The sequence below is a fragment of the uncultured Maribacter sp. genome, from assembly GCF_963975365.1.
In the GTDB taxonomy this organism is placed as follows: Bacteria; Bacteroidota; Bacteroidia; order Flavobacteriales; family Flavobacteriaceae; genus Maribacter.
The window spans coordinates 26,236-38,833 of sequence record NZ_CAXBGF010000014.1; the positions used below are offsets into that span (position 1 = coordinate 26,236).

The following is a 12,598-nucleotide window of genomic DNA, read 5'->3' on the forward strand; positions in this document are numbered from 1 at the left end:
TTCATAATTTGTTGGTATGACTAAAAATACTTTAAAAAGCTATAGTTATTTTTTAAATATTTCAGTTTTGTGTTTGCTATTTGCTTCGTGTGCAAATGAGGCTAAACAGAGTTTAGTGATGCATACAGAAAATACGATTGCGCTCGATGCAGATGACACCCAAGATTCCATTAAACTTAAAGCAACTCATGTTGTTCCTACCAAGAACCAGTACGATGCTTTAAAAGATGAGTTTATAGCCTTCGTTCATTTTGGACCAAATACATTTAGTAGAATGGAATGGGGTAGTGGTATGGAAGACCCTGCTATTTTCAACCTTCAAAATCTTGATACGGATCAGTGGTGTAAGGCCATGAAAGATGCTGGTATGAAAAAAGTAATTATCACTGCCAAGCATCACGATGGTTTTGTGTTATGGCAAAGTAGGTATACAAAGCATGGGGTGATGTCTTCGTCGTATAAAAATGGTGAAGGAGATGTGTTGAAAGAATTATCAGAATCATGCAAGAAATATGGTATAAAACTAGGTGTTTATCTTTCGCCAGCAGATTTGTTTCAAATTGAAAATGCCGATGGGCTTTATGGCAATCTGAGCGAATACACCAAACGTACCATACCTAGAGAAATAGAAGGTAGACCCTTTGAGAATAAAACTACTTTTGAGTTTGAAGTGGATGATTACAATGAATATTTTTTAAATCAATTATTTGAATTGCTAACTGAGTATGGCCCTATAGATGAGGTTTGGTTTGATGGTGCCCATCCTAAACGTAAGGGAAATCAGCAATATAAATATAGGGACTGGAAAAAACTGATTACCCAATTAGCACCCAATGCTGTCGTATTTGGTAAGGAAGGTACACGTTGGTGCGGTAATGAAGCTGGGGCCACAAGAGATACGGAGTGGAATGTGGTACCATATAAGGAGGATCCTAGAACATTGAACTTGTTCGCAGATATTACGGATGAAGATGTAGGAAGTTTAGAGAAATTGGCAGTTGGTAAGTTTTTACATTATCAACCTGCTGAAACAAACACTTCAATACGAGAAGGATGGTTTTATAGAGATGACACTGATCAAAAAGTAAGAACTACAGATGATGTTTTTGATATCTATGAAAGGTCTGTTGGTGGAAATTCTATTTTTCTATTGAATATTCCTCCTAATCGCGAAGGTAAATTTTCAGACCAAGATGTTCAGGTTTTAAAAGAAACTGGTAAAAGAATTAAGGAAACGTACGGGGTTAACTTGTTGAAAGGTGCAGAGGGTCCAAAAGAACTTTTAGATAATGATGAAGAAACCGATTTGGTTCTGCAAGGGGAACAACCGATTGTTGAGCTAACGTTAAATAAAGAAGCCAAGATCAATAGATTTCTTATTCAAGAGAAGGTAAAAACATTTGGTGAGCGCGTTTCTAAACATGCATTAGATGCTTGGATAGACGGTGCGTGGAAAGAAGTTGCCAATGCTACCAATATAGGATATAAAAAGATATTACGTTTTCCAGAAGTAACGACAAATAAACTTCGCATACGCATTCTTGAAACAAGATTTATTCCTGTGCTGCAAAATGTTTCAGCACATTATTTTGAAAGTAGACCACCACAATTACAATTTACAAGAAATAGTAAGGGGGAGGTTTCTATCGTACCTAAGATGTCTGATTTTGGATGGAATCCTAATGGCGAAAATGCAGGTGCCAATCTAAATAAAGGAATGCAAATATTCTATACTACAGATGGTCAAGAACCTTCTGCGGAATCTAGTTTGTTTACAGCACCATTTGTATTTGATGAAGGGGAAATAAAAGCTATCGCAATTAAAAATAAAGAAAAAGGAGGTGTAGCTAGTATTAAATTCGGAATCTCTAAAATATTATGGAAGTTGGTTTCAACAAGCGGTGCTCAAAAAAAGCATGCCGCCAGTTTACTTTTTGACGAAGACCCAAGAACGTATTGGCAGTCGCTATTGAAGAGCAAGAACCAATTTGTAATTCTTGACTTGGGCAAGAAAATAGAAATCAAATCTTTCGCTTATACACCGCCCACTTCAACTGGGGATGGGATGATTCAAAAAGGAACTATTCACTCTAGTGAGGATGGTGAAAATTGGACCAAACAAGACGCCTTTATCTTTGGAAACCTAATCAATGACCCAACGCCACGCATGCATAAGTTTAAACAAAGTTTTTCTACGCGCTATATTAAATTACAAGTAGATGAAATTGCAGGCAATGGGAATTCGGCTGCCATAGCAGAGTTGGATTTTTATATGCATTAAGCATTTTTTTTGGGTTTTTTAATGACATTTCCATAAACATCAGAACAATCTAAATAAGATAAACCCTTTTATCGTTTATAGTCAAAAGAAATCCAATCTGCATGGCAGATGTTTTGGGTTGGGTTTTCTTTGTTTGTGAAGACTAAATATAAGTTGGCATTATCTTTAGTTGGCGAAACGGGTATGTTATAGTAAAATGTTTCTTCCACCCCATTATGCGCCAATACTTGTTTGCCTATAATTGGACCATCTATACCGTCTTCATGAATTTCAACTGCCCCTTTAAATTCTTGATCTAAATTATAAAAAGATGCAAATTTTAAATGCTTTAGGCCTTTTAGGCTTATGCCATTAAATTTTAAGTAAAATCCATCTTGCATAACCCCAACTACTCTTGATTTGCTTGTGCTCCAAGTTCCGGTACCTTCCTTTATTTCATCTGCGTTTTCAGCTTCAATTTTCTGACTTCTGAAAATGAATTGCTCACTAACTGTAAGTTCGGAATTAGGTTGGTTCGGATTGCCTTTATCACGATAAGAAGCCATTAAGACATAGTTGCCTTCGCCTTGCTTACCTATATGTTCCTTAAACGATAATATACCTGACAGAGGAAGTGATTTTTTCACTTCCTCCATCTGTGGTTTCAAGTCCAAAATATATTCTACCATTTGAGAAACCTCTTCAACAGTAAGTTGAGGATGTGCAGACATGGCATTTTCACCCCAAACACTACCGCCACCTTTTATGATTTTAGAAACCAAATAACCTGTATCGTCTTTACTATATCGTTTCGCAATATCGGTATAGCTAGGTCCGTTCACTTTGTCCAATATTGCATGGCATGCCTTACAGTCAGATGCTTCGATAGCTTTTTTTCCCGCTGGCTCCAGATTTCGTTGATGTCCTAAGGTAGCTTTTATAAGATCTCTACCTTCGGGTATATAATCAAAAGTCACTTTTACGTCATCTGCAGAAATTGTATTAGTATCTGTTGAACCATCTTGTTTGTCTGCTACTATGATTTCATAATCCAATTTCTTGCCATCCCAATAAATTGAATCGTTGTTCAATATATTTATTGCAATGGTAGGGGAGTCATTACCTACCAATATTTTTGAATTTGTAGTCGATGTGTTTCCATCAGTATCGGTAACCTTTAAGACAACAGTGTAACTACCATTTTCAGTAAAAATAAATTCAGGTTTTTGGTCCTGAGATTGCGATACATCATCTGTGAAATACCAATTGTAGGTAAGTGTATCGTAATCAAAATCAATAGAGTTTTCTGCAGAAAATTTGACTGTTAAGGGTGCGGAACCAACTGTTTTGTCATGCTCGAATTTGGCAACTGGTTTTCTATTTCCTTTTATATATGCGATACTACTTAAACGTGCGTCTAAATTTTGTGAGTTCCATTTTTGACCATATTCTAATACATACATATTACCGTTAGAGGCAAAAATCATGTCCATAGGATGTGAAAATTCTTCGTTGGGCATAAATGCATCGGCCTTCACATAATTCTGATTCTCATCTAGTGAGATTACGTAAATCCAATCTCTCATCCATTCATAAACGAACAATTTATCTTCAAAGTAGCTAGGCCATAGATTTTCAGCATTAGCCATGTCCGCTTTGTGAAAAACTGGCCCCGCCATAGGGTTAATACCACCTTCGCCCATCCAAGGAAATTCTTCAGACCTAAAATAGGTCATTGGTATCATAGATTTTTGAGCAGTCGGCATCTCTTGAATTCCGGTATTGTTAGGGGAATCATTGATAAGGTGTTTTGGGTCAAATTTATCACCTGCAATATTTGTTTCAAAGTTAAAATCATTATACGCCTCATTATATCCTCGCGTAAAAGGCCATCCCCAGAAACCAGCATTTTTAGCCTGATTATATTCACCCATTCCGCTAGGACCACGGTTAGGATTTGCCTTGCCGGCATCTGGCCCAATATCGCCCCAATATAAAATACCTGTTTTGCTATCTACGGAATGTCTAAAAGGGTTTCTTAATCCCATCGCATATATTTCGGGTCTTGTTTTGGCGGTACCTGTAGGAAAGAGGTTCCCGTCTGGGATAGTATAACTACCGTTTTCCTCAGGTTTTATCCGTAATATTTTACCTCTCAAATCATTTGTATTGGCAGCAGAACGTTGAGAGTCCCAACCAGCTCTGTGCGGGCGTTCATCCATAGGGGCAAAACCAGATGATTCAAAAGGATTAGTATTATCACCCAGGGTAATGAACAGATTGCCATTTGGCCCAAATTCTAAGGCACCACCACTATGGCAACATTGGCGGTCGGTAGGTATTTCTATTAGTATTTTTTCAGAATCTAAATGGAGTTGATCATTCGTTAAGGTGAAACGAGAAATATGTTGTTTAGATATATCTCCTTTAACGGAATATAAAAGATAGATCCAATTATTCTGTACATAATTCGGGTCAACGGCCAAGCCTAAAAGCCCATCCTCATTACCATAAAACAAGTCTAGCTGGGCTATGGTTTTCGTTTTTTCAATTTCAAAATCATATAGTTTCAAAGCACCGTGACGCTCAATGAACAGGATTCCCTTACCAGGAAGTTCATCTAACTCCATAGGCTCATTTAAATTAAAATCCAGAACTTTTTTCACGAAGCGGTCTTCAGGTGGCACCCTATCTGTTTTTGCCAAGGAATAATTTAAGGTGTTATCACCTACGGCATAGGTGATACCACCAAGTAAATGACTTAAGAATTTAGGATTTAGAAATGTTTCATCCGTATGTCCCATTTCGGTGTAAAAGGCTCTGCCACCGTCATAGTCGTGATACCAAGCTATTGGGTGACTACCAGGGTTTGTGCCCCCCTCGTAACTATTCTCATCAATAGAAATAAGAATATTGATATTGGGATTGATATTTTTGAAATTATACCACTCATCACTTTTGGTCCATGAATTATTTAAGTGTTGGGTAGATGTATGTGATTTATCGTTAATAATCAATTTGGCTTCTTGAATATGCGGATGATCATTAAATATAGCACCAACTAGTTTGTTGTACCACGGCCAATCATATTCTGTACTTGTTGCAGCATGAATGCCTACAAAACCCCCGCCAGCTTGAATGTAACGTTCAAAGTCTGCTTGTTGAACATCATTTAAAATATCCTTGGTCGTATTATTAAAAATAACCGCAGCATAGTTTTTCAAAGAATCTTCTACAATATAATTGGCATCTTCAGTTGCGATAACTTTGTATCCATTTTCCTTTCCCAATTTTTTTATGGCTTCAACTCCGGCTTCTATGGAGCCGTGTCTAAATCCTTGGGTTTTGCTGAAAATTAATATGGTTTCTTTCTTTTTTGTACAGTTTGTAAAAAGGGTAATACAGAGTAACCAATAAGAAATTTGCTTTATTGAACGTATAGAGATTTTAAACATATATTTTATTGGGAATCATTGGTTATTTGTAAGTAAACAAGGTTTTAGAGTTAACTGTATGGAACCTTGGAGCAAGAGCTGTCTAAAGATATAAAAATAGGATTACTGTGCGCTAAATGAATTTACCAAAGTGTTGGTTTTTTGGCGAATTGTAGTTATTTTATGTTGAACAATTTACTAGTATCTTGAAGTTTTATAAAGAGCAATTTTCTAATCAATAAGCCAATGTGGACCACAATTTTTATTGGTATTTATGTACTGTTAACTTTATTTATAGTACTATCTATTATTCTTTATGGCGCCAAACCAACAAAGAGTTTAGCTTGGCTTTTAGCGATTTTCGCAATACCCGTGGGTGGTATAATATTTTATCTTTTATTAGGTAGAAATAGAAGAAAGCGTAAACTAATACGTCTTAAGAAAAACATGTTCAATAAGATGCCATGGACTAATAAAGCACAAAAAAATGTTTTTAATGGTAGGTATTGCAAATTGATGACGCTATGCTATAAAAGCTCACATTTTCCTCCTACATCAAATAATGAATTACAATTATTAAAAGATGGTAGAACTACTTTTGAAGCTATATTTTATGCTTTAGAAAAAGCAACGGTTCAAATTCATATACAATATTATATTTTTGAAGATGGTGAGTTGGCCACTAAGCTTTTTAAGTTATTCAAGAAAAAAATAGACCAAGGTGTTGTTATTAGATTAATTTATGATGGTATTGGTAGTTTTTCTTTAAGTAAAAAATACCTAAATCAATTAGTTGAAATTGGTGTTGAAGCATATTCATTTCTTCCTTTTAAATTCGGACGATATTTTTCTTCACTGAATTATCGAAACCACAGAAAAATAATAGTGGTCGATGGTACAATAGCTTTTACTGGCGGAATTAATATTTCTGACAAATACTTAAAAGGCCAAGTTGGGCTTGGTAAATGGCACGACATGCACTTAAGGTTAGAGGGTCCTTCGGCCAAACAACTAGATCAAGTTTTTATGACAGATTGGTATTTAGTGAGTACAAAACTTTTACAGCCATTAGAACTCTCGAGACACAACTTAGAATCTATTTCGAATGAATTGGTGCAGATAGTGGCAGGAGGTCCTGATGATGATTTTCCTGTACTGGAACAGACTTATTTTTCCATTATTAACATGGCTAAAGAGTACATTTATATTACCAACCCATATATAATACCGGGTCAATCTCTTATACGTGCATTACAGACCGCAGCTCTAAGCGGTATCGATGTACGTTTGCTGGTCTCTGAAAATGCTGATAACAGAGTGGTTAGTTGGGCTGTTCATTCTTATTTTGAGCTGTTTTTAAAATCGGGCATTAAAATATATCTTTTCCCTGACGGATTTTTACACAGTAAAATTATGGTGAGTGATGATGCAATTTCTTCAATTGGTACCGCAAATTTAGATGACCGTAGTTTTGAACAGAATTATGAAGTAAACGCCATTATGTATCATAAAGAGTTTGCCAAACTTTTAAAAGAAGACTTTCTTCAAGATTGTAAAGTAAGTAATGAATTACGGTATGATGAATTTATTCAAAGACCTTGGGGCAAAAAACTAAAAGAAGGTTTTGGTAAAGTTTTGAGTCCACTGTTTTAAATACGCTAATTAATTAACTTGTGAGGTGAAAATTAAGTCTTGCTCTTCTAAAGTTGTAATTACTAATCTTATATAGTCTTTAATTGCTTTATCAATGTTATTTGGGTCAGCGATATCGATAACTCCTCTCCATATCATAGCTCTTTCTTTACCCTCACAGATACAGTATAAAGTAGTTTCAGCATGGTATACGGTAAATTCTTCATAATAATCATCTTCAAAGTAAATGCCTTGATGTTCTAAATAATCGTCATTAAAACGAGATTGATGATCATCCCATCGAGAAATAGACTTGATGAAATTCTCACGATTTTCAGAACCTGTAATTTTAGTCAATAAAATTGCATCAAAATCTTTGTCCAAAAGACTTTGTTCAACCTCATCCAGTTCTTTCTCGGTTTTTCTTGAATTGGTTAGTGATAAATCGAAAATATCAATACTACGCCATGCCTCGACATTTCGATTCGTAAATTCCTTTTTCAGTTGACTTTCAAAATGCTCTCTAGTTTCATCACTTTGCGTCATACCAACCAATAAAACTTTGTTGGCATTGAACAAAACTATATCTGGGTTCTTCCAATTTTCTACTAAACTAATAGAAGAACAACCCATTAATAAAAATGAGAATACGATGAATATTTTTTTCATACTAACTATAGGGATTTATTAAGTATATAATTCAAAGTTACTATTTAGAATATATCATGCATATGACAATGGTCAGTTGTAAATTAAAGTAGAAGAGATTCATTATTTTAAAAAGTTTATAACCACATATCTATGCTTTCATTTAATTTAGGGATGTGGCATTCCCAACCCTTAGCGTCTCTAATTTTTACTTTGAAAGCATCTAAGGCACCTGGTTCACCATGAATTAAAAAAACATTTTCAGGTGTGTTTTTAATATTATCTATCCAGTGCAAAAGTTCAGCTTGATCTGCATGGGCAGATAAACTCTCGATAAAATGTATACTGGCCTTCACCGGATAAAATTTTCCAAACAACTTAAGTTCATGTGTACCTTCTAATAATTGTCTGCCTCTTGTGCCTTCAGCTTGATAACCAACGAGTAATATTTTTGTTTTTGGCTCATCGATTAATTGTTTAAGATAGGTAAGTACCCTTCCGCCAGTAACCATGCCGCTACCCGCAATGACAATTTTAGGTCTAGGGTCATCTATTGTTGTCCATGTATCTGCGTAAGATGTAATAATCGTAAAATGATTGCATATAGCTTCATATTCATTCATCGATAATTTATGCCAATCTGGATATTGTTGAAATACGTTAAGCACATTATTACCCATAGGACTATCAATAAAAATGGGGATATTGGGTATTTTGTTCTTCTTATACATTTGCCATAATAAATACATGAGCAACTGCAAACGTTCAACAGCAAATGAAGGTATAATCAATGTACCTCTATCGTTTATGGTTTTTTCAATAAGATTTTTTAGAATTTCAGTAATGTTTTCTTCAGGGTGGAGTTTATTTCCATAAGTACTTTCTAAGAAAAGGTAGTCTGCCCATTTCGGTCTTTCAGGCGGTGCCAATAGTTCATCATTTAATCTGCCAACATCTCCTGAGAAGATAAAAACCTTTTCGAATATTTCTAAATGAATAAATGTTGATCCGATAATATGACCATTAAACTGAAACTTAAACTTGATGTTCTTAGAAAGTATGATCCATTCATCTTTTTTAAGGCCAGAGAAAAGCTTTAGGGTATTTTCGGCTTCCTCTAAATTATAAAATGGTAGTGCAACCGGATGCTTAGAATATCCTTCTTCATTTGCTTTATTTGCCTGTTCTTCTTGAATTTTGGCACTGTCCAACAAAATTATACGTGCAATTGATAATGTTGGCTCCGTAGCTAATATTTTTCCTTTAAAACCTTCTTTCACCAATCGGGGTAGATAGCCGGTATGGTCTAAATGCCCATGTGTTAATAGTACCACATCTACTTTGGAAACATCGATAGTTAAGGGCTGCCAATTTTTTTCACGTAATTCTTTTAGTCCTTGAAACATACCACAATCTATTAGTATGTTTATTTCAGGAGTTTCTATGTAGAATTTAGAACCGGTAACAGTACCTGATGCGCCGAGAAATTTTATACTAACTTTTTTCATGGTTTTAAGCTTTACAGAGTTGTTCTATCTCATTTAAGATTTTAGTTTTTCTTGTGTTGGAAATACCCAAATGGTCCAGAAAGAATTTATCTTTAATAAGCTGTCTACATAAAACAACATTTCTGCTCAATAAAAACTGTTTTTCTCTATTGGTTAATAAGCAAGAGACGGTAATAGGGTAGAGACCAAGCCTGTCTATTCTATCTTTGAGGCCATCTTTTTTAGGGTAATCCCAGCTTAATAGATAGAGGTCGGCACATTTTCCATACTTTATGGCATCTTCTGTAAACCGGGTATTAGTAACAACCCAGCCTTTATTTAGGGGTTTTGTATTATTACTATTAGTAACCCAATGTGCTTTTACATCGTTATATCTAGAATGTATGTAAAGTGGAACTTTTACATTACAATTTCGACCTTCTTCATTATGAAATTTACATTCTATTATGGTGACCGTATTATTTTTTTCTGCAACAACATCAATTTCATGGCTAACACAGTCGCCGTTTAAGACAATATCAACTTTTACCGCATAACCTGAAAATTGTAAAATTGCACCCACAAAACGTTCGAACGGAAAACCTGTAGGTCCTAGTTCATAAATGGCCTTCTTGAGCTTATATTTTGATGCAAAAACAGATTTGTTTTTTTTTAGTAATGAGTACGCTCTATTGTATATTTCATTAGTCGTTATACCTTCATAAAGTTCATCACCAACTCTGCTGACAATTTCTTCTACCAATTCATGATTTGCACCGCTATGTTTTAAAGAATTGCGTAGCTTATCTAACGAAAATTTCACTTTTTGTCCGGAAGATTTGATTATGTCGATAGTGTTGTAGGTATCCATATTACTTTTTTAAATTAATATCTATAGGCGGTATTTGAAGTAATTGTAACGTAGAAGAAGCTAAGATTACTTTGCCGTTCGTTTTTAATATTGCTTTTTCTATATGTTGAAAAAGGGTATGTTTTGTATTTCTTCTTCGTTTATAATCTGTAATGTATCTTACATTTAATTGAATCCAATTATCGGTTAGACTCATAGCTATAGTAGGTTCTATTGTTGCATTTTCTATATAATAACGCTCTACCATTTCTGCCCATTTTGCCTTAGATTTTTCAGTGTAATCTGATAAAAGTTCAGTAGCACTATTCATTAGTATAGTTTTTGCAAGTTCAGTATCCGAACCATAGGTGATAAGAATATTCAATTCATCCCAAACGAAAGGGAAGTCCATTGAATAATTTTTGATAGGGCCTTTAAATACGAAGGCGTTGCTGATTTTTACAATTCTACCCGAATAATTATCACTACTTACCCATTCACCCATTTCCATAATAGTGGTGTAAATACTGTCAATATCTATTACATCACCTTTAATATTATTAATCTCGATACGGTCACCAGGCTTATATACTCGAACGAATAAAATATAAAATGACCCCGCTATACTTAGTATTAATTCTTGAAGTGTAAATGTAATACCCGCAGTAAATAGGCCTATAATAATGGTGTAATCTTTTAAACTATCTACAGTAATGGCCATTAAAATCAAAAACAGGATAAGTAAATAACCTATAATTTCTACGCCCTTTTGAGCCTTATATCTTATTGATATATTATCAATTCTTTTTTTAAGTGTTTTTCTTATTAGGCCAATACTTATAATGATGAATAAAACCCACATAATTAATTTGGTCATTTTAATGACCATCGGGTCTTCAAAGAACTGTAAAAGTGAATCCATAATTAAATTTTAAAAAACCGCCAATGAAATAACTTCTTTGACGGTTTCTATTTTCAGACATTAACCAACCAACTATTTATGTCCAAAAAAATTTCTTACATAGCTCTTCGCTTGGTTTTCGGTCATGCTATCTGTTTTTTCAACTGCTTTTAGTTTGCCAAATAATGATTTGCGGTGTTGCGATAATTCTTTTTTAAATTGTTCATTAATATTTGCTGGCCCAAAAATCATTAATTCATCACAATCGGCAACGGCTTCTGCTATAGCATTAAAATAGTTTTTAAACTGAGCTTTTTCTTTTTCCAAATATTTTCTTTCATGGGTTACATCTTGTGTAGCCCCAGATTTTATGCGAGAACCACCAGTACTTGTTCTATTAAAGAATTCAATGTCAGAATTTATGGTTTCCAATGTTTCTTCTTCTTCTTGTGCCAGACGAATAATATGTGCATGTTTACTGTCCATCCAAATACCTGCTTTTTTCATTTTTTTTTCATTTTTAAGATTAATATTAGTGAAGAGCCAATATGGGCACTTTACTATCATAGCCAATTTCCTTTACAAGTGGTCTTGAAAATACACTGCCAAAGAATATATGTTTGCGATTTATAAAAGCTACCATATCACTATTTCTACTCTCAACAAAAGTTTGTATTCCTTTTCCTAAATGATTTTCAGAAAGCGTATGGAAACTATATTTTACCTCGGCTAAAATGGTATTAAGTAATTGCTTATTATTTAACTGATTTTCAGAAAGTTCTTTCTTCTTAAGGTATAAAATGGCAATTTCAACATTGTGCATCCTTCCTATTTCTATTAGATAATTAAGTTCTGCTCTTTTAAAGTTGTCATTAAAGTCGGTTGGAAAAACAATTTCTTTAGGAGATTGAAATACTATATTTTCTGGTATAGCTAAAACAGGACACTCTCTTATTTTTTCCATAGCCATTACCGTGTTACTGCCAAAAAGTACACGTTTTGATCCTGTAGCTCCTTTTGTACCCATGGCAACCAATTCAATATCCTTTTCAGCTATTATTTTTTTGATGCCTTCAGTTAAGAAATTGTGAGTAGATTTAGTATAATAATTGTGTTTAGGATTTTCGTTATGCAATGCAATACTATCCAATAATTTTAAAAATTTTTTTTCAGAAGCTGCTTTTGCCAGTTCAAATTCAGCGCTTCCTTCTTCAGGAATGTTTAAGCTGTTGGTCGTATATTTTTCAAAATCATATACATTCAAAAAATAGAAATCACAATTTAATTTAGCATATAAATCAATGGTATAACGAATAGCATTCAATGCATTCTTAGAAAAATCTGTTGGTATCAGAATACGCTTATTCATAGTTGACGTAAATAGAT

The 12,598-nt window shown here is 34.2% G+C and carries 9 protein-coding genes; 2 read left to right on the forward strand and 7 right to left on the reverse strand.

The features are described 5' to 3' along the window. The first annotated feature begins 16 nt into the window (after positions 1–16). On the forward strand, positions 17–2,281 hold the full coding sequence (locus AACZ49_RS14540; protein ID WP_339656368.1) for an alpha-L-fucosidase: 2,265 nt from the start codon (positions 17–19) through the stop codon (positions 2,279–2,281). 68 nt (positions 2,282–2,349) lie between these two features. Here AACZ49_RS14540 and AACZ49_RS14545 read toward each other — a convergent pair whose 3' ends face one another. Next, positions 2,350–5,715, reverse strand: a complete 3,366-nt coding sequence (locus AACZ49_RS14545; RefSeq protein ID WP_339656371.1) for a ThuA domain-containing protein — start codon at positions 5,713–5,715, stop codon at positions 2,350–2,352. A gap of 225 nt (positions 5,716–5,940) precedes the next feature. Between AACZ49_RS14545 and cls the strand changes: the two genes are divergently transcribed. Further along, positions 5,941–7,347 carry a cardiolipin synthase gene (cls, locus tag AACZ49_RS14550; RefSeq protein ID WP_339656374.1) on the forward strand — a complete coding sequence of 469 codons (1,407 nt, stop codon included), beginning with the start codon at positions 5,941–5,943 and terminating at the stop codon, positions 7,345–7,347. A 9-nt stretch (positions 7,348–7,356) separates the two neighbouring features. On the opposite strand, the gene AACZ49_RS14555 is transcribed toward cls, so the two are convergent. The 6 genes from AACZ49_RS14555 to AACZ49_RS14580 all read right to left on the reverse strand — a co-directional run bounded on the left by AACZ49_RS14555 (position 7,357) and on the right by AACZ49_RS14580 (position 12,581). Then, positions 7,357–7,995 (reverse strand): hypothetical protein, encoded by a 639-nt coding sequence (locus AACZ49_RS14555; RefSeq protein WP_339656376.1) that lies wholly within the window; start codon positions 7,993–7,995, stop codon positions 7,357–7,359. Positions 7,996–8,111: 116 nt separating this feature from the next. After that, positions 8,112–9,482 (reverse strand): MBL fold metallo-hydrolase, encoded by a 1,371-nt coding sequence (locus AACZ49_RS14560; RefSeq protein ID WP_339656378.1) that lies wholly within the window; start codon positions 9,480–9,482, stop codon positions 8,112–8,114. 4 nt (positions 9,483–9,486) lie between these two features. Then, positions 9,487–10,332: an ATP cone domain-containing protein gene (locus AACZ49_RS14565; protein ID WP_339656380.1), complete on the reverse strand. Its 846-nt coding sequence runs from the start codon at positions 10,330–10,332 to the stop codon at positions 9,487–9,489. 1 nt (position 10,333) lies between these two features. Next, a complete protein-coding gene (locus AACZ49_RS14570; protein WP_339656383.1) occupies positions 10,334–11,233 on the reverse strand; it encodes a mechanosensitive ion channel domain-containing protein in 900 nt (299 codons plus the stop codon). Positions 11,234–11,305: 72 nt separating this feature from the next. Beyond that, positions 11,306–11,719 carry a hypothetical protein gene (locus AACZ49_RS14575; protein ID WP_339656386.1) on the reverse strand — a complete coding sequence of 138 codons (414 nt, stop codon included), beginning with the start codon at positions 11,717–11,719 and terminating at the stop codon, positions 11,306–11,308. Between the two features lie 25 nt (positions 11,720–11,744). After that, on the reverse strand, positions 11,745–12,581 hold the full coding sequence (locus AACZ49_RS14580) for a universal stress protein (RefSeq protein ID WP_339656389.1): 837 nt from the start codon (positions 12,579–12,581) through the stop codon (positions 11,745–11,747). Positions 12,582–12,598: the final 17 nt, after the last annotated feature.

Excerpts from the sequence above, each read along its gene's own strand:
- AACZ49_RS14570 (WP_339656383.1), bottom strand. The coding sequence starts at position 11,233 with ATGGATTCACTTTTACAGTTCTTTGAAGACCCGATGGTCATTAAAATG.
- cls (WP_339656374.1), top strand. The coding sequence starts at position 5,941 with ATGTGGACCACAATTTTTATTGGTATTTATGTACTGTTAACTTTATTT.
- AACZ49_RS14560 (WP_339656378.1), bottom strand. The coding sequence starts at position 9,482 with ATGAAAAAAGTTAGTATAAAATTTCTCGGCGCATCAGGTACTGTTACC.
- AACZ49_RS14545 (WP_339656371.1), bottom strand. The coding sequence starts at position 5,715 with ATGTTTAAAATCTCTATACGTTCAATAAAGCAAATTTCTTATTGGTTA.
- AACZ49_RS14555 (WP_339656376.1), bottom strand. The coding sequence starts at position 7,995 with ATGAAAAAAATATTCATCGTATTCTCATTTTTATTAATGGGTTGTTCT.
- AACZ49_RS14565 (WP_339656380.1), bottom strand. The coding sequence starts at position 10,332 with ATGGATACCTACAACACTATCGACATAATCAAATCTTCCGGACAAAAA.
- AACZ49_RS14540 (WP_339656368.1), top strand. The coding sequence starts at position 17 with ATGACTAAAAATACTTTAAAAAGCTATAGTTATTTTTTAAATATTTCA.
- AACZ49_RS14575 (WP_339656386.1), bottom strand. The coding sequence starts at position 11,719 with ATGAAAAAAGCAGGTATTTGGATGGACAGTAAACATGCACATATTATT.
- AACZ49_RS14580 (WP_339656389.1), bottom strand. The coding sequence starts at position 12,581 with ATGAATAAGCGTATTCTGATACCAACAGATTTTTCTAAGAATGCATTG.